The 17,391-nt window shown below is 38.8% G+C and carries 24 protein-coding genes; 2 read left to right on the top strand and 22 right to left on the bottom strand.

The annotated features are described in order from the left end of the window. Window positions 1-58: 58 nt before the first annotated feature. The 13 genes from BVC89_RS12170 to BVC89_RS12115 form a co-directional block, all read right to left on the bottom strand. Complete coding sequence (locus BVC89_RS12170; RefSeq protein ID WP_245929386.1) at window positions 59-646, bottom strand: hypothetical protein; 588 nt, start codon at window positions 644-646, stop codon at window positions 59-61. Next, entirely contained in the window at window positions 585-1,109 is a 525-nt protein-coding gene (locus tag BVC89_RS30345; RefSeq protein ID WP_245929385.1) for a hypothetical protein, read from the bottom strand. Before BVC89_RS30345 ends, BVC89_RS12170 begins: the two co-directional genes overlap by 62 nt. Next, window positions 1,094-1,567: a hypothetical protein gene (locus BVC89_RS12165; RefSeq protein ID WP_086931445.1), complete on the bottom strand. Its 474-nt coding sequence runs from the start codon at window positions 1,565-1,567 to the stop codon at window positions 1,094-1,096. The genes BVC89_RS30345 and BVC89_RS12165 overlap by 16 nt, the downstream gene beginning before the upstream one ends. Beyond that, window positions 1,551-1,715 carry a hypothetical protein gene (locus BVC89_RS29695; RefSeq protein ID WP_158657894.1) on the bottom strand — a complete coding sequence of 55 codons (165 nt, stop codon included), beginning with the start codon at window positions 1,713-1,715 and terminating at the stop codon, window positions 1,551-1,553. Before BVC89_RS29695 ends, BVC89_RS12165 begins: the two co-directional genes overlap by 17 nt. A gap of 20 nt (window positions 1,716-1,735) precedes the next feature. Then, complete coding sequence (locus BVC89_RS12160) at window positions 1,736-3,427, bottom strand: replication endonuclease (protein ID WP_086931444.1); 1,692 nt, start codon at window positions 3,425-3,427, stop codon at window positions 1,736-1,738. After that, window positions 3,424-3,678, bottom strand: coding sequence for a hypothetical protein (locus BVC89_RS12155; RefSeq protein ID WP_086931443.1), 255 nt, complete (start codon window positions 3,676-3,678; stop codon window positions 3,424-3,426). Before BVC89_RS12155 ends, BVC89_RS12160 begins: the two co-directional genes overlap by 4 nt. Beyond that, window positions 3,671-3,901 (bottom strand): crAss001_48 related protein, encoded by a 231-nt coding sequence (locus BVC89_RS12150; RefSeq protein WP_086931442.1) that lies wholly within the window; start codon window positions 3,899-3,901, stop codon window positions 3,671-3,673. Before BVC89_RS12150 ends, BVC89_RS12155 begins: the two co-directional genes overlap by 8 nt. A 12-nt stretch (window positions 3,902-3,913) precedes the next feature. Then, window positions 3,914-4,138 carry a hypothetical protein gene (locus tag BVC89_RS12145; RefSeq protein ID WP_158657893.1) on the bottom strand — a complete coding sequence of 75 codons (225 nt, stop codon included), beginning with the start codon at window positions 4,136-4,138 and terminating at the stop codon, window positions 3,914-3,916. Next, entirely contained in the window at window positions 4,135-4,326 is a 192-nt protein-coding gene (locus BVC89_RS12140) for a hypothetical protein (protein WP_086931440.1), read from the bottom strand. Before BVC89_RS12140 ends, BVC89_RS12145 begins: the two co-directional genes overlap by 4 nt. Before the next feature lie 2 nt (window positions 4,327-4,328). After that, the gene (locus BVC89_RS12135; RefSeq protein WP_086931439.1) at window positions 4,329-4,568 is read right to left on the bottom strand and encodes a hypothetical protein; all 240 of its coding nucleotides are present in this window, start codon (window positions 4,566-4,568) and stop codon (window positions 4,329-4,331) included. Continuing rightward, window positions 4,565-4,762 (bottom strand): hypothetical protein, encoded by a 198-nt coding sequence (locus tag BVC89_RS12130; protein WP_086931438.1) that lies wholly within the window; start codon window positions 4,760-4,762, stop codon window positions 4,565-4,567. Before BVC89_RS12130 ends, BVC89_RS12135 begins: the two co-directional genes overlap by 4 nt. A gap of 202 nt (window positions 4,763-4,964) precedes the next feature. Continuing rightward, a complete protein-coding gene (locus BVC89_RS12120) occupies window positions 4,965-5,321 on the bottom strand; it encodes a DnaJ-like cysteine-rich domain-containing protein (RefSeq protein ID WP_086931436.1) in 357 nt (118 codons plus the stop codon). Window positions 5,322-5,362: 41 nt separating this feature from the next. Next, on the bottom strand, window positions 5,363-5,650 hold the full coding sequence (locus tag BVC89_RS12115; protein WP_103654257.1) for a hypothetical protein: 288 nt from the start codon (window positions 5,648-5,650) through the stop codon (window positions 5,363-5,365). Window positions 5,651-5,710: 60 nt separating this feature from the next. On the opposite strand from BVC89_RS12115, the gene BVC89_RS12110 reads away from it, so the two are divergent. Both BVC89_RS12110 and BVC89_RS12100 read left to right on the top strand, forming a co-directional pair. After that, window positions 5,711-6,109 carry a helix-turn-helix domain-containing protein gene (locus BVC89_RS12110; RefSeq protein WP_086931434.1) on the top strand — a complete coding sequence of 133 codons (399 nt, stop codon included), beginning with the start codon at window positions 5,711-5,713 and terminating at the stop codon, window positions 6,107-6,109. A 425-nt stretch (window positions 6,110-6,534) separates the two neighbouring features. Next, window positions 6,535-7,446 (top strand): phage integrase, encoded by a 912-nt coding sequence (locus BVC89_RS12100; protein WP_425428392.1) that lies wholly within the window; start codon window positions 6,535-6,537, stop codon window positions 7,444-7,446. Window positions 7,447-8,132: 686 nt separating this feature from the next. Here BVC89_RS12100 and BVC89_RS12095 read toward each other — a convergent pair. From BVC89_RS12095 to BVC89_RS12055, 9 genes are all read right to left on the bottom strand, one after another. Further along, window positions 8,133-9,140, bottom strand: coding sequence for an NAD-dependent epimerase (locus tag BVC89_RS12095; protein ID WP_086931431.1), 1,008 nt, complete (start codon window positions 9,138-9,140; stop codon window positions 8,133-8,135). A 22-nt stretch (window positions 9,141-9,162) separates the two neighbouring features. Then, on the bottom strand, window positions 9,163-10,128 hold the full coding sequence (gene fcl / locus BVC89_RS12090; RefSeq protein WP_086931430.1) for a GDP-L-fucose synthase: 966 nt from the start codon (window positions 10,126-10,128) through the stop codon (window positions 9,163-9,165). A 3-nt stretch (window positions 10,129-10,131) separates the two neighbouring features. Then, a complete protein-coding gene (gmd, locus tag BVC89_RS12085; RefSeq protein WP_086931429.1) occupies window positions 10,132-11,250 on the bottom strand; it encodes a GDP-mannose 4,6-dehydratase in 1,119 nt (372 codons plus the stop codon). Window positions 11,251-11,403: 153 nt separating this feature from the next. Beyond that, window positions 11,404-12,363, bottom strand: a complete 960-nt coding sequence (locus tag BVC89_RS12080; protein ID WP_086931428.1) for an NAD-dependent epimerase/dehydratase family protein — start codon at window positions 12,361-12,363, stop codon at window positions 11,404-11,406. Beyond that, window positions 12,360-13,178, bottom strand: coding sequence for a glycosyltransferase (locus tag BVC89_RS12075; RefSeq protein ID WP_086931427.1), 819 nt, complete (start codon window positions 13,176-13,178; stop codon window positions 12,360-12,362). Before BVC89_RS12075 ends, BVC89_RS12080 begins: the two co-directional genes overlap by 4 nt. Before the next feature lie 42 nt (window positions 13,179-13,220). Next, the gene (locus BVC89_RS12070; protein ID WP_086931426.1) at window positions 13,221-14,327 is read right to left on the bottom strand and encodes a glycosyltransferase family protein; all 1,107 of its coding nucleotides are present in this window, start codon (window positions 14,325-14,327) and stop codon (window positions 13,221-13,223) included. After that, window positions 14,320-15,486 carry a hypothetical protein gene (locus BVC89_RS12065; RefSeq protein ID WP_158657892.1) on the bottom strand — a complete coding sequence of 389 codons (1,167 nt, stop codon included), beginning with the start codon at window positions 15,484-15,486 and terminating at the stop codon, window positions 14,320-14,322. Before BVC89_RS12065 ends, BVC89_RS12070 begins: the two co-directional genes overlap by 8 nt. Window positions 15,487-15,580: 94 nt before the next feature. Beyond that, window positions 15,581-16,312 carry a glycosyltransferase gene (locus BVC89_RS12060; protein ID WP_086931424.1) on the bottom strand — a complete coding sequence of 244 codons (732 nt, stop codon included), beginning with the start codon at window positions 16,310-16,312 and terminating at the stop codon, window positions 15,581-15,583. Further along, entirely contained in the window at window positions 16,299-17,390 is a 1,092-nt protein-coding gene (locus BVC89_RS12055; protein WP_086931423.1) for a glycosyltransferase WbsX family protein, read from the bottom strand. Before BVC89_RS12055 ends, BVC89_RS12060 begins: the two co-directional genes overlap by 14 nt. Window position 17,391 lies beyond the last annotated feature (1 nt).

Here is a 17,391-nt window from a genome sequence, read left to right as displayed (position 1 = left end):
CGTCGACCATAGTTCGGTTACTTCGGTTTAATAGTTCGGTTACTTCGGTTAAAAATGATCATTTTTTAGGTGTAAACACTTTTACTTTTTCAGTATCACCGGAAATATCCCAGCGATAAAATTCCCCCACTCTCAACGCCCTTAGCTGATCAACTTTTACATCTATTTCAGCACCCACACGCTTAGCAGCATTTAAACCCATACTGCCCGCCCAGATAATACCGGCATTTTCAACAGCGTCCTTGCTTATCGACTGAGGACGCTGGCTTGTCGCCTGCCAAATCAAGTTATATTTACGCCCTTCTTGCCAGCATTTTTTATGATACGGATGTCTTTTAATTTGTATTGGCCCCGCTCCTTCACATGCAGCCCCGTACTCTTCAGCAACAACATGTGTCTCTTTATTTCCATCGAGCACACTCCAAATAACCGCGCAAAAATCCTCAAAAAGCTCAGTGTCACCTTCACCTGTATAAGCAATTTTAAAACCCTTACCACTTTCAACAGAGCGTCGCAAAGCGTCAAAAAACTTTGCAGGCTTATTAAAACCATACACCGTTGTCCCTTGATATTTTCTGTGGTCTTTATTCGTGTCCCATAGAATCACCCTCGAACCACGGGCTAGCGGCTCCGCCTTCCTTATCATGCACTGGCTCTTCCCGTGGCCGCTCCTCGCTAGATACAGCGTGTGGCGGTTCGGCAACATTGTGTTCTCGTTTATCGCCATCTTTTTGTGCCTCTTTTTTCTTATCCTGCTTTTTCAATGATTGAACAACCAACCATGTGGACTTAAGTAATTTACCTATAAACCAACCAAATCGAAGTTCTGGCGAGTACGGCACAGAATCAACACCGATACCCAGATTATATTTTTCAAAAAATGGAGAAAGCTCCTTCTTTCCCTCCTCAAATACATCATCTTGAAAACCTACACGACGATCCATTGCCTTACCTAGAATTTCAATACCTTTAACCGTTAGCTTCGATAAATTTTGTGCATTCTCGCCAGGATCGACCGACTTACTTTCAACCGACGCAACTTCATCTTTTGGCTTTTGCTCATCGGCTTCATATTTATTGATCAGCTGATCAATCAATGATTCGTCCACAGCCAGCCCCCTATAGCACTTCCAATCAAAGCGATACCGGCAACAATATTAGGCAAGCGCGAACCAGACTCCTCCAATTCGCTCGACGGCTCCGCCGCTTCATTTGGATTAAAGTCGGTTTCAACTTCGCCTAAATTTTCGGTTAGCTCGGTCTCTGCGATCACTTCAACTTCGGTTAATTCGGTTGTTACGATCGGTTCGTCTTCGCTTACCTCGGTTACGACATTCGGTTCACTTTCGGTTACATTGGACGGTCTAGTGACGGTTAAACCCGGTTTAAACGATGCCTCACGCCATATTTTGTTTTGACGTGCTGCACGCGTACCCTGGTTCCAACCACTCGCATCACAATATGTATAGAAGTGAGCACCACGCTTTTTAGTTTGAAAAACCTTGGCATCTTCACCACAGCACGAGCATTTCCAAGTACCAATTTGCACATTATCTGACTTCGCCATACTTCACCCCCGGCTCCCACTCAATTAAAAAACGACCTCCACCAACAGCAACGGAAACCGTAGCGATTAAAATAGAGATAATTAAGACCGCTTTAAAAACAACATTAAGCCATCCCCAAAACTTAAATATTTTTATAAATCCATCCACATTAAAAACCTCCAGTACAGTTATTGATATAAATCCAAGATGGGGCGGTTCCCGCCCCTTTCTGAAAAACCCCTCAACGACGTACTCCACGCCTCTGTATTGGCCGTAAAGGTCGCCCGTCTCACTTCCCACGTATAAACACGAGTCTCCACATGCTCCCCATGCTCGCTAAACAACAGCCCATCAAACACCGCCAATATCTCGCCGTATTTATTCTCATCGTCGCGATCAATCATGCACGCACGAACAGGACGATCTTCTAAAGCACAATCAACACCTCCCATTAAATCCATATAACGTTGCCAATCGCCATCACACGCCGCCTCAATAATGGCCTCCGCTTCTGGCGAAAGGTAAATGCGCACCTCAGAATTCTTTATTCTTCTTGCTTCACGCCAGACCGTCACACTGGGCATATTCTTAAAATCAAACTGGCGAATGCCCCAGGTGCTTTTCCATGCCTCAATACGTAGCGCCGCTTCTATAGCATCGCCGTCATAGGAATCTTTACCCACATTAAAACCGGTAATATTTTTAGAAATGTACTTGCAGCAGTACGCCACCGCACACCCCTTATCTGGATCAATATAAACAATCTTATAGCGCGACTCGCGAGCACCTTTTTCGTCGCTATCCTCTTCTAAGGCGTAATGGTGAAACACGTAACTGGCTTCAATTATCTTATCTTCAGGAAACCACATCGCTAAGTGCCAATGTGGCGTGCCGTCGTGGTGAGGCTCTACCATGCGAAAGCCAAAAGGCTTGATATCTCTTCTCGCCCACTCTGCACGAATGCGCGCATACACATCGCACAAATAATCATTGCACTCGCGAGGAGTAAAACCGACATAATTAGGATTGCGCTTAACAGAAAAACCTTTTTTATTCTTCCAGCGACGAAAGGTCATCGCGTGGTATTTACTCGGCGCGCTCAAAGTCAAAAAAAGACAAGCGTACTTTACGCCGTGATAGTCTGAGTCCTTCGCGTACTCTTGGACACCATGCAACCGCGTCATTAACTCGTTGTAGCGATTTATAGGATTAGAAACAGACAGGTCTGAAAGCTCCGCCAGCGTATACACTTGGCCTTTATCGTTAACAGCTTCCAGAGATTCCAACAAACGACGATTTCGCCGCTGTTGATCCGCTCGGCGACGCAAACTAAAGTTACTCAGGTATTTGGCTTTGTTCAGCGCAACCGCTCCCATATCGCGCAGCACAGCTTCTAATTGACGAGACGCAATTTTGCGCAGTTGACGACGCCACCACGCAGGATCACACACACGCGCAAACGCGGCGATTCTTTCTTTATCAGAATAACCGTCCTCTTCAGACTTCAAAGGAAATGCTACGCCAGCCGTTTCGACGACGTCTCGAATAAACTCGGTGACGTGGCACGCCTGCTTCTCTTTTGAAATAGCCAGCCTTTTAACTTCGCTCGCCTCAAAAAATATTTGGCGCTGAGTTTTTTTCGCCTTCGCTTCCGCATAGTCTTTTATCCGCGTATCGCAGCAATCGCACGAGAGACCGCTACGGCCTATTTTTAATCTATTCGCAGTATTAGCAAGCCATGCATCCGCATCACCAAAACCCGTTTTACGCTGAATACGTGCGTGTTCACGTTTAAGATATTCAGAAACGCCAGGGTGACGACGATAAATCGAGGAGCGCCACTTCTCGTGCTCCTCTTTGCCATTCTTTATATCAATCAAAAGGGAATGTTCTCGCTAAACATTTCAGCACAAATTTCTTTTTGCAACTCAGATTGACGAGAGCGCAATTCTTCAAACCCAATACCAAAACTATTTTTCTGATCCTCTGACGCCTTTTCGAATTCAACGCCAGATGAAAACCCTCTCATATAATCCAAAATCCTTTTTACTTCATTGAACTCATCAATCAACACACTGATATAGTATTTTCTGCGACGCTCAAAACCTGTCGATAATTTTTCGCTACTCATTACAACCACCCTTAGTTATCAAATAGATGCGACCCATAAGGTTAAGCCGGTAGTTATGCATATGAACAAACTGCTCTTCCATAATGCTCGCCTGCTGATCACTAACCCCATGCAGACGCTCACTCGATAGAAAATCATTCAACTTAGAAAGCTTCTCTGTTAAATCACGAAGCTCTTTTTTCAACCTAAATACAACACTGTTTTCCAGACTTTCAACTTTCATGACTACCCCCCCCTACCAAACGTATTCAGGACAATAAAAATACACCTTGTTTTTGCATTCCGGCATAACCTCAACGACACACACCACCACACCAAAAATAAGAAAAACACAAGCTATAAAACCCAACACAGCATCCGCCTGCCTTTTGTCTAGCGACAAAACATAAGCGACAACAACCACACCAACCGCAACAATTAAAATAGAAATACCCACAAAAGATAACTCATCAATCATCACAACAACCCACCTTTAATTGCATACTGATAAAACCAAGGGCCACCCATGCCATCCGTTTTTCTCATCACATTGCGCATCATACGAAGCTCACCAAGCGAAATACCGCGCTGAGAATTAGTAACAGACTCCGCACCGCGCTTAACACCGATAGCCTTTCTATAATTCGAAGTCTTATAACGCGCCCTCATTACTAGCACCCCAAGGGCCGCAAACCACCTTTGCGGTTTTTATTGATAATATTCCATACATGCCTTCCAAGCTGCGGCTCTTCAGCGCGAACAGCACCGCCGCCATTCACCGGCCATATCGTGACAGTCACAGCGCCCATGTACTTTAATACCGTCGCCTGAAAACCTTCATCCGTCTTTTCATCAATATAGGTGCACGCAGACCTAAAGTTAATAAACTCTTTGGCTTCTACTGGCTTCATTTTTCCGCCTCCAAACAACCCACAATATAATTAGCTGCGTTTTGATATCGGCGCTTACCAGTAAAAATACTGCATCCCTCAACCCCAGGAGAAAACACCAAAACTTCACGGAAAACGCCGTAACGCCTTTCTATAACTCCAAATCCTTTTTTTCTCGCAAAAAATTCTAAATCACAAAAACTACTTATTTTCATTTCAACAAACCCCGTAATTTAATTAACCTATTAAGCTTTTTAAAACAGTTGCTTATATGCTTTAGCCTATATTTTCCAGGCTTTAATTTATTTACAATGCCGATCGCCTTACGCGCCGCATCAATTTTTAAATTTATGGCCGTCAATGCATCGCATGTAATAATGCCAATGCTTGTTACGTATTTAATACTTTCGAATTTGTTCATGCTGCGTCGTCCTCTTGATCGTCGTCTTCCTGAAGTAAATCTCTTTCTTCAAATAGCTCTTGCGTATTTAATGTTTTTGCATGTTGAGCTACTGCGTCCGAATCCCAGCCACTACCTTTACACGTAGGACAGGGCATTAATTCTGTTGAATAAATTGTTCGGCCTGCGTTATCACACATTTGCTGGCTCGACGTTGGCATTGCCGCAAATGATGTGCGAGCCATTAAATAACCTATGCCTTTACACAAAGAGCAACGGCACTCAACAGGTACAGAATGCTCTTCTTTTGCCAACGCATTTAATTGATAGGAATATCTATGGGTCGCGAATTCAATGTATTTTTTTAATGACATAACTTAAACGCCATGTTCAGAATGTGTTAAGTGAGAAAGCGCTAGGATTCGTCGTTTAATCCCGAACCGTTCAAAAAGTCTTTCACCAAATCTATGAATATTTTTTCGCCTGAATTTTCGCGCTCCATCGTCGGTATCACTCCTTTGTCAATTAGCATCTTGACTGTCTCGACACTCGCACCTTCACCCATACGCTTTGCGTACTCTTTCACCGTGATATAGCGGACATCGATATTAAAAAGACTGGACATTTGTACACCTAATACGACAGCACACTGTGTGCTAATCTCAATAATTGAAGCTAAAAAAACTCTGATCGGAATCTGCATATCCCGATCAGGATAATATAAAACAAGAATATCCCGATCAGGATAAAAGTCAAGTAAAAAATGAATATCAGCGAAAAAATTAGATTTGTGAGAGACCAGGAAAGCTTAACTCAAACACAATTTGCGGAAATGATAGGAGTAAAACCCAGCTCATATAACGGCTGGGAGGCCGGCAAAACAGTACCAGCACATGCACTGACAAAAATTACAAGCCATCCTCAGTTTAAAAAATACTCACTTTTTTTAACTCAAGATGACAGTGACGAAAACATTGGTTATTTAGCAGCTGAACTAAAAAGACAAAACATAACAGTCAATGAGCTGTTTGCAGAGCTTCTGGATCGTGCGACGGAGGAGCAGATTGACCTGCTTGATGAGTACATCGGTCACTTGATGACTTATCGACGACAACTAACAGACACAAAGCATGACAAGCCGAAATCTGATCACGATGACTAAACCCGGCAACTTCGCGGCGTAAATTTTTCGTGCGTCGCGTCTTTTTAGCACTCATTTATACATCTCCCATACATTTGGCGCACATTATTTCATCGTATTTTGTAACATTCAACACACAATTGATAACTATTAGTTTCAAGAATCCAAAAATTCAGTAGAAAAATGGCATATAAATTTACGCACCCATGTGATTTGACTCATAGCTATATTCGTGCTAATGATTACATATAAGCTATTACAAACTACTGTATATTAAAACAGTATTTACGGACTACACTAGAAAATATTATGACAGTTAAAAAAAAGATGGCCGATTCTGGCCCGACCTTTCGCACCTAAATTTATCCGCAACTGATCCGCGCTTATCTCGCAGTTTTTCAAATAAAGCCGAAGCAGCATTTTTCAGACGACAGCTAACAGCAGAAATCCAAAAAGAAACCACAGCACCTAGCGATTCGCGCAAGCTCTCAGATTTAGCTGACTTGTGGTTCAAGCTTTATGGTAAAACACTTACATCCGGCGAATCACGCCTAAGCTATCTGCACAATATCATTGCAGAAATGGGCGACCCGATCGCATCCACATTTACAACCAGCGACTACATCGAGTTTCGCGCTCGACGTGTTGAGAAAGTGTCAATCAATACAGCAAATCACGACCTGACTTACCTAAAGTCAGTTTTTAATCAGCTCATTGACTGCGGTGAATTGAAATACGAGAGCCCTATAGCAAAGATCAAAAAGCTGAAGGACTCTAAAAAACCGAAAGTAAGATGTTTAGACATTGGAGAAATACGCAAACTTTTACATGCGCTAGAGAGCAGAGAAAGCGACGCGCATATCATAGCCAAAGTGTGCTTGGCAACAGGTGCACGCTGGAGTGAGCCATTGTCACTCAAGAAAGAAGATATACAGCATGGCAAAGTAACGTTCGTCGAAACAAAAAACGGCAACCCGCGCACACTACCAATATCCTCGATATTAGAAAAACTTATTCTCGATAACTTACCACTGCGCGACGGATACAAGGTTTTTCAGCGCGTCATTGATGAATTGAAAATCGACTTGCCAGCGAATCAACTTACCCATGTACTCCGCCACACTTTCGCAAAATCGTTTATCAGAAAAGGAGGCCGCATTAACGACCTGCAAAAAATCTTAGATCACGAATCGATAGAAACGACAATGATATATGCGCAGTTTGCTGAATATCATTTAGTCGATGTGCTCAAATATAATCCGCTAACAGACTTTGAAATGTATCAGCAAAAACCGCCAGAAACCGCCGAAAACCTCCAAAAACCGCCAAACATATTTTGGCCATTTCCAACTGCTTGATTTTAAAGGGGTTTTTTTAGCTTAAAATGACTGTTAATCATTGGGTCGCTGGTTCGAGCCCAGCAGGCGGAGCCAAAAAACATTGAAAATAAGTAAATGTGTACTATTTTTGGCTGTAACCATGTTCAAATAATTGATTATAAATTCTTTTTGCCTGAGGTGCTCGCATAAACGCTCTCGACAATCTAGAAAACCCAAGCACACTAGCCTTGTTCTTGATTTTTTTCATTCATTAGATCTAATGCTATCTACTAACGCATACTCTAAAAAATATTCACATGGCTTATAACCCTCACAGCTTCGTATTGCTACATTGAGCTTGTGGAATCATGATTTTTCTGTTGAAATATATATTTCAACATTGCTTCAGCCCTCCCGCAAGGAACACGCTTATTTTTTTAAGATTTCTTTTCTACTAGAAACTCCCTGTTTTTATTACATAAGCATCTTACCCGACTTTCAATTAGATTTTTAGTCATACAATTGGCAAGCTGGAAAAAATGTGACTTAGCGGCTTCAGAAAGTAAGTAGCCTTGTTTGGTAAACATTGCAACAATTGATTCATTGAGCGATAGTGAATATCGCTTACATACCTTCTTTCAAAAACACTTCAATAAGTGACCGGGCCGTTCAAAATTGGTGCTTATTTTTCAATTTGGCCATAACAAAGACTGTTTACACATAGATTAAACATCATAAAAATCTTTATACCACTCAACAAATCTTTTAACACCCTCACCAATAGATATTCTGGGCCTATATCCTGTAGCTTGAAACAAGTTATCTGTATCTGCATGAGTTGTATAAACATCTCCACTTTGCATTTTCAAAAATCTCTTTTTTGCTTTAATACCGATACACTTTTCTAACTCTTCGATAAATCTCATTAGATTTACAGGCTTTCCATTTCCTATATTATATAAACGATAATTACACCAACTAGTAGATGGATCAGAGCACTCAACATTAAAACTTGACTTAGATTCAGGAATAACGCCCTGGATTCTTATTATGCCTTCAACTATATCGTCTATATATGTAAAATCCCTGTATAGCTCACCATTGTTGTATACGTTGATGTGTTCACCTTCAAAAATGTTCTTAGCAAACTTAAATAGAGCCATATCTGGCCTCCCCCAGGGGCCATAAACGGTAAAAAAACGCAACCCTGTAGTGGGTAGGTCGTATAAATGAGAATATGAATGACTTATCAGTTCATTAGCCCTCTTTGTGGCCGCATAAACTGATATTGGATGATTTGATCCTATAGACTCCAAAAATGGAGGCTCATTATTAATCCCATAAACAGAGCTACTTGAAGCATAAACTAAGTGCTCTATAGAATTATTTCTACACCCCTCAAGCACAGTCATATGCCCAAGTAGATTACTCTGAGCATATGCCATTGGATTATCGATAGAATAACGCACACCGGCCTGAGCAGCCAAATGGATCACCCTATCAAATTTTTCACTAGAAAAAAGACTAGCTACACTAACCTCATCAGCAAGATCTGTAGTAAAAAACCTAAAGGAACTTCGATCACTTAAAATGACAAGCCTAGATTTTTTCAATGAGACATCATAATAACTATTTAAGTTATCAACACCAACAACATAGTGCCCATCATCTAACAGGCGTTTCGACACATGAAAACCAATAAATCCTGCGGCACCAGTAACCAAGTATTTCATATATATTCTACTACTAATTAGTTTATGTTCTGATCCTGTCTTGATTCTGCAAAAACCACTTATAAGTTCTATTTAAACCATCATATAAGTCAATTTTGTGATTCCACCCCATATCTTTTAGGAGCGAAACATCCAATAATTTACGTGGAGTTCCATCAGGCTTAGATAAATCAAACAAAATATCTCCCCTGAAGCCGACAACCTTAGCTATAGTTTCCGCTAATTCTCTTATAGAGCAATCAATGCCCGTACCGATATTGACATGAGAAACTAAACGATTTGAAAATTGATACACACTTTTCTCCAACTCCATAACAAAGATTGAAGCTTCTGCCATATCATCTATGTAAAGAAATTCTCTCATAGGCTTTCCACTGCCCCATACACTAATAGAGTTTTCATTATTAACTTTTGCCTTATGAAAACGACTAATTAAAGCAGGAACAACGTGCGAGTTCTTAGGGTGAAAATTATCGTTCTCACCGTATAAATTAGTTGGCATAACACATCTATAGTCCCTCTTGTATTGACGGTTATATGATTCACATAATTTTATTCCGGCAATTTTTGCAATTGCATAAGGTTCATTAGTAGGCTCAAGATAACCACTTAAAAGTGCACTTTCGCTTATTGGCTGGGATGCAAGTTTAGGATAGATACATGATGAGCCAAGAAATAACAATTTTTGAACATTAGATTTATGCGCAGAATGTATAATGTTACTCTCAATCATTAGGTTTTCATAAATGAAGTCGGCAGGAAAATCATTATTGGCTAGAATACCGCCAACCTTCGCAGCCGCAAGGTAAACCTCGTCTATATTTTCTGTTCTAAAAAAATGACTAACATCCGCCTGAGACAAAAGATCTAATTCGTCTCTCTCTCTAACAACAATCTCCAAATCTTTCTGCAAATCAAGACGCCTTCTAAGAGCGGAACCGACCATTCCATTATGGCCAGCAATATAAATTCTTTTACAGGTAGTCATCTTTCAGTTTTCCTTGGCAACCGACATATTATAACCGTGTGATTCTAGCAACTTATATCTCTTCGCCTTATCCAAATCCGAACAAAGCATTTCTTTACACATTTCCTCAACACTTATTTCCGGCTCCCAACCAAGCTCCCTTTTCGCTTTGGAGGGATCACCTAGTAGTGTTTCTACTTCCGCAGGCCTAAAATAACGAGGATCAACCCTAACAACCACATCCCCCTCACTTACGCCTGGAGCGATAGAGTTATCGACTTCAATAACTGTACCGATTTCATGCACACCCTCACCAGAGAACTTTATTGTCATACCCGCATATTGCGCAGACATATTTACAAAACTTCGAACCGAAATTTGCTCACCCGTTGCAATAACAAAGTCATCAGGACTATCCTGTTGCAACATCATCCATTGCATACGAACATAATCTTTTGCGTGCCCCCAGTCTCTTAAAGCATTCATATTACCAAGATATAAACAGCTTTCTATACCTAGCGCTATATTAGCTATACCTCTTGTTATTTTCCTAGTAACAAATGTTTCTCCACGCCTAGGAGATTCATGGTTAAAAAGTATCCCGTTACAAGCATAGATACCATAAGACTCTCGATAATTGACGGTTATCCAATATGAATACATTTTCGCGACAGCGTAAGGCGAACGAGGATAAAAAGGTGTCGTTTCTTTTTGAGGTATTTCTTGAACAGAACCGAAGAGTTCAGACGTAGAAGCTTGATAAAAGCGAACATCCTTTTCTCTCTTAAGAAATCTAATAGCTTCAAGAAGTCGTAAAGTCCCCAATGCATCAACATCGGCAGTATACTCCGGTGACTCAAATGATACCGCTACGTGAGACTGAGCTCCAAGATTATACACTTCATCAGGGCGAACATCGTGTATGATGCTGGTGAGGTTTGATGAGTCTGTCAAGTCTCCATAATGAAGATGAAACATAGGGTTATCTTCATGAGGATCTTGATATATGTGATTAATACGTTCCGTATTGAAAAGGGAAGATCGACGTTTTATACCATGAACTTCATACCCTTTTTCTAATAAAAACTCTGCCAAATAAGAGCCATCTTGACCAGTAATACCTGTTATCAATGCCTTTTTCATAAGACCTCCAGAATATAATTAGGTTGAAATTGAATAGCAACTTAGCTTCTAAAACAACATATGCTAGATCGCTACTTATAAAGAAGACAGGCCAATCATATAAATTTAGGGTACCTATGGCTTAAACATTGATACCAAGTACAATTTACTAAACTAGTCCAAAAACTCAGATTCTATTGTTCTCTTTAGTCCCTCACTCAAATCCACTAATGGTTTAAAGCCAGATTGCTTTGCTTTACTGGAAAACTGAGTAGTTGCACAAAACTTTTTAACTCTTATTGTACTAATTGGAAGCTTTCTTCCAGTTAACTTAGCAAGCAAGTCGAATACACTTCCTGCAATTAAACCGACAAAATAAGGCAATCTAAAACCAACTGTATGATTACCTTTAACGACACTATTAATAAAAGAAACAAGTTTATTCATTGTGAGATCAGGCTTGTCTACATAGTTATATATATGTACGCCAGGTGCAAAGTTTAATGAATGTTTAATAAATTGGGCCACGTTATCAACATAAGCCATAGATTTTTTATTATTTCCAGAACCAATCATAATAAAACGACCACTAGATATCTGCCTAAGGAGGTTATAAACATTACCTCTATTACCTTCGCCAAACACTACCGTGGGGCGAATAATACTCAGCATTCTCTGATGAGGATCTTTTCTTTGCCAACTGATAAATATTTTTTCAGCTTCATACTTAGTGCGCCCATAATCATTAAAAGGAGCGATATCACCAGACTCATCTGTGTCAGGCGGAGCAAAGCCGTAAACAGCAACCGAGCTTGTAAATACTATTTTATTAATACCCTTTTGCTCCGCAATTTTACATATATTCTCGGCTCCGTTAACATTCACTTCATCATATAAAGATAAAGGAGTAACATCGTCGCGATGTTCAGCGGCAAGGTTAATAATACAACTAGAGCTTTCGACTTCATTCGCTAGTTGATTCACACTTCGAACATCGGCTTTTTTAGAAAGTTCTGGAAATAAGCTACTTTCCTTAAGATCTAATATACTAAAACTGAGATTATCTTTGTGCAAAAGTTTACACAAACGACTACCAATAAAACCTGCACCGCCCACCACTTGTATATGATTCATTTGATCAACCTCAATACTCTATACATCACTAACTGCAAAGAACTAGGCGCCAACCTAAAAAAGGCGCGGATAGAGCAATTAACTATAAAGTTATACCAGGATATAAAACCAATTTTTCGCTGAAAAGAAAGCAATTTAAGTTCATGCTTGAAATACTCCATCCCCCTCCTAGACATTAAGGCGTCGCCAGCCCTCATTTTTAAAAGAACCTTCTGTAAATTTGCCATCTTACAACCATTGTTTAGCATTAACGACCACAAAGCGTAGTCTTGGGATTTGCGAAAATTAGGATATCCCCCTAAATCCAACACTGCAGATTTTCTAAAAATAGAAACTGGATGATTTATTGGGTTTCGTCTTTCAGCCATCCGTCTTATAGAATAATCACAAGGCGGCACTTTTCTAACACCTAGTACTTTTTCAGTTTCAGGGTCAATTTCTTCCACCCAGGAACTTAATACTGCAACATCAGGGTTTAAATTCATATAGGGCACTTGACTTTCAAACCGATTAGACAAAGCTATGTCATCAGCATCCATACGCGCAACAATATCATTAGTACAATGTTTTAAACCTTCATTGAGGGCAAACGCTAAACCTCTATTATATTCTAAGCGAATTAACACGAGACGATCCTGTAGGGCCGCCTTCCATTTTTCTATTACAGCACCAAGTTCCTCAGTAATTTCCCCATCACAAATTAAAACTAGCTCATCAGGCTCTAGCGTTTGAGAAAAGGAAATGCTTTCAATAGCCCTATCAAAATATATAGGGCGGTCGTTTTTATAAACACTCATTAAAACAGAAAAATTCATACAAACTAATAACTAAAAATTTGAACTTTCATCTGACGAACATCACAGACTATCGAAAATATTTTGATAATTTTTTATAGTAGCATCTAAAGAAAAATCTTTGCTCTTAGTGTAAAGCAGTAAGCTTAAATCTATATCAAAACACGATAATTTTCTCCACTTTGACTTAAAATCATTTATTGTATAGCCTCCAACATCACGAATTAAATCCATATTTATACCCACATCCGAGACAATTGGTATAACGCCAGCATGAAAATACTGGATAACTTTATAAGCGCTTTTTCTAGACTCAAAGATATTATCAACCAGTGGGTTAAGCCCAAAATGAGATTCTCTTAAAGCGCGTTTTTCATTATCTATCGACCATCGAGTTTTTAGTATTTTATCATTATCTTCAAACATATCAAAATCCTCTGAAACACCGACCAATTCAACACGAACATCTTCCTGACAAGATAAAAATACAATCCAATCTTTCCAAAGTGCAAGATTATCTTGAGTATGTGGGGAACCTAGCCAAACATATTTGGTAACTAGTGATTCCTTACAGCCTCGAATATCACTAGCACAGTTAAAATATATATAGTTTGGAGGAAATGTAATTGTTAGGGAGTGGGGCTTACTTAGAACATCTGGGCATAAGCCTTGCAGGTCAGCCCAAATGAATTTATTTGAGCACATAACATAATCTGCCTCTTTAATCCAGAAAGCAACCTTGCTTTTTGCATTTCTCATCCACCTAAAATATCTATTAGATTTAGTTTTGGAGTTTAAATATATCGCATCATCAATATCATATATAATGTATTTTGGATTGAGTTGGCTCGCAATAATTTTCTCGATACGCCCACCAAATAAAGGGAGTATGTAGTTTTTCACAATAACAATATCTGTTTTACCTTTGAATAAGAAAAAATTTTTAAGAAAAAATATACAATCTTTTAATAGCAGAAAAAACAATATCGGAAGAGATGACAAGCTAAGCGTCTGGATTGTTTTCGTGGTCTCGGCTGAATAAAAAAACCACTTGGAGAACCGACCTTCATTTCCACGCAAAACAGTAGCTAGTGGGGCTAAAACTCTGCATCTAAGAGCAGCTGAAAGCTCATTTACATTTGAAATAACGATTACTTTACGATTAAGCATTTTTTTTACTCGAAAAATAAAAAATAGCAATAAAAAAGAGAATAAATAACAAAAAAAACATATTATTTAAGTTGCTAAAAGCTAAAACAGGATCAGTAACTACAGTGCATATCTTTATATATATAAAACCGAAAATATAACGAGAAAAAATCGACTCACCAACAATCAAACTAAAGCCGCGAGAACGGCAATAGGAGATAACAGCACCAAACAGAAGGCTTAAAGAGATAGAATATCCTGGCCCTCCATAAATAAATGCAAAAATATCCAGGCGGACATTCGGCCCCTGAGAGATTGTATTATTTTCATGAACAGTATTAAATATTTGATAGCCTAGAGGTTCCCCAAAATCAGACCAACTATATAGGCGAGTCAAACCTAAAAAATCCCCCATTAAGGCTTCTAGAATATTAGAAGACACGTTTAAGTTTTCATAGTTATTATTAGGTAACGCCATAAAATAAACATCTGCAAATTTAACTCCTCGCTGCAACATATACAGAAAAGCGGTAAAAACATCCACTTCATTTACAACGACGTAAAAACCCGTAAGGAAGACCAATAACAGAAAAATTTGTCTTTTTGAAACTCTTACTTTTTTTCCCTCATAACTAAGAACCAAAAAGTATGAAAACAATATAAGTAATACAGCTGACTTGCTTGCCATCAAAACAGATATCGCAACAAAAGACATCAAAATAAGTATCTGGAGACCAACTGCTTTTTTTCTAACCAAGAGACTTACAGAAGAAAAGATTAACAAATATGAAGACACGTCAAGGATTCTTGAAAAAACGCCAAACCCCCCACCTCCGGAGAAAGTGTCTAAACGACTTTCCATCAACAAAGGTATACCACTAAATGCAAATACAACAAACACCGCTAAGAAATATATAAATAAGCTAAAAAACAAAACAAAGTAAAAATATGAGTTACCTATATCAGCAGCTTCTCTTGGTTTCTTTACAACACTATAATTTATTCTTTTTTTAGCGAATGGGTCAAACAACATTAAACCCACTATATAAAGAACTTGAGACAATAAGAAAACAAACAAATGAAACTCAGAGATCATATCCACCAAAAACAGATAAATAATCATATTTAAACTGAAAAAAACAGATAGCACCCCCCAAAAGCAAGGGTCAGAGATTGACAATCGGAGATATCTATACAACAGAATAAACGGGGCCAATAAAAATATAAACGTAACGATGTATTCGTAGGCGTTTAGCCCTAGCAATATCTGGAAATCAACTACGTTCATATCTAAAAAACTTAACTACTTTAGATAGTAATTTAAAAAACCAGACAACATATATATATCTTTTTGGCGCAAGCGAACAATAGACTTCCCAACGTTTTTTTTGAAAATTTGAATCTGCGTTGATACTACTTATTCCAGCATCATTATAATGTGATATACACATATCAATATGCTCCGCCTTCCCCGAAAGAATTAACTTCATGTTATATACATGATCTGCTCGAATAGGATAATCCAAGTTATAATACTCATTTTTATAAAAAGACTTTGAGTAAAATATTGATTGGTGACATATATTTCTGTAGAATATTTTTATTTTATTGAACTTTCCTCCATAGTAGGAGCATTTATTGATAAAATATGCATTACCATAGTAGGATATATCAGGGTCAGTGGTATGATTAGTCAGGCTATTCAAGTCTATACATAGCTTATCATCCGCCCCAATAAAGATTAACCACTGGCCTCTAGCAATATCGACACACTTATTCATCGCATCATAAATACCATTATCTGGCTCACAAATAAGCATATCAATATGCTCAGAATACGATTCTAGAATATCGGTAGTAGAATCCGTTGAGCAGCCATCGACAACAATTAATTCTGCATTACTACCGCGAAACCTAATAATACTATTTAAAGTATCTCTTATTGTATCCTCTGCGTTATAGGAAACTATTGCAATAGTAAACATCGGAGCATTAATATTTTTCATTGAGCTTCTCTAGATATTGCGTCCCGTATTTAGTATCAGGCTCTAAATATGCACCCTCAGCCCATTCATTCCATGCATTGACAAAAATATATTCTCCACTGCTACCCTCACTAGCAAGTTTATTCATTGCAAAAATAGCATCCCCGAATTTATCGGGAGAAGCACCTGAAACAATTGTTGAGTTTTTCAAATGGGATTTACGTGCTGAGTTATCCCAGTCAGGAAATAGGCCTTTATAAATACTACGACTTACATCGCGCTCAAGGGATCTAGAAACCAGCCTATTATATGGTATAGTTGAATGAAAAATTCGGGGGATCTCATCATATTTCCGAAATACAGATCTAACTGTCCTCTTTATCTTCATCAATAACCGTAATTTCCAATCATTTCGTATCGTATACCATGGTTCGAATTCAACTTGGGCATCGATTAAATCTGATTTGACACCCAAATTAAACGAGTTTAAAGTTTCTACCACATGAATAGGCAACAAACCTTCTGCATCAAGCTCTCGATTCCAAACATTGATCATATCCTCAAATTTCTTAATTTTAGAGATATTATATATTAGAAACATCGGTCGGCCATTTACTTTGATATATCTCTCGTCTTTGAAGAAAGGTATCAAATATCGAATATGATCTAGCCAGTCATTTTCCTCTCCATAACTCTGCTTAATAAGAATATCTTTGTCAGTGCCATTCCAAGTTCTTGACCAAGTCTCATTTGCCCAAGAAAAACATAATCGCCCACCTATATCTGGTGACGAAAGAAATAACTCAGCAGGTTTTTCGAGTAACTTTTTCCCTTTAAACCAATAGTGGTAAAAGCAGAAACCATGAACATTATGTTTATCTGCCAAATCAACTTGCCAGCGTAACACATTAATATCATTTAGATTATAGTAGTTCCCATTTGCCGGTTTTCTCGGTTGATAATGATCGTGAAATAAAGGCACAGCTTTTTCAGTATTCACCCACTCAGTAAACCCTTCTCCCCACCATTCATCATTTTCAGGAATCCGATGAAACTGAGGCAAGTAAAATGCTATATATTTTGGCTCTATTTTCTTCATA

It is taken from the genome of Agarilytica rhodophyticola (assembly GCF_002157225.2).
Taxonomy (GTDB): domain Bacteria; phylum Pseudomonadota; class Gammaproteobacteria; order Pseudomonadales; family Cellvibrionaceae; genus Agarilytica; species Agarilytica rhodophyticola.
This window is presented reverse-complemented; position numbering and strand designations above follow the sequence as displayed.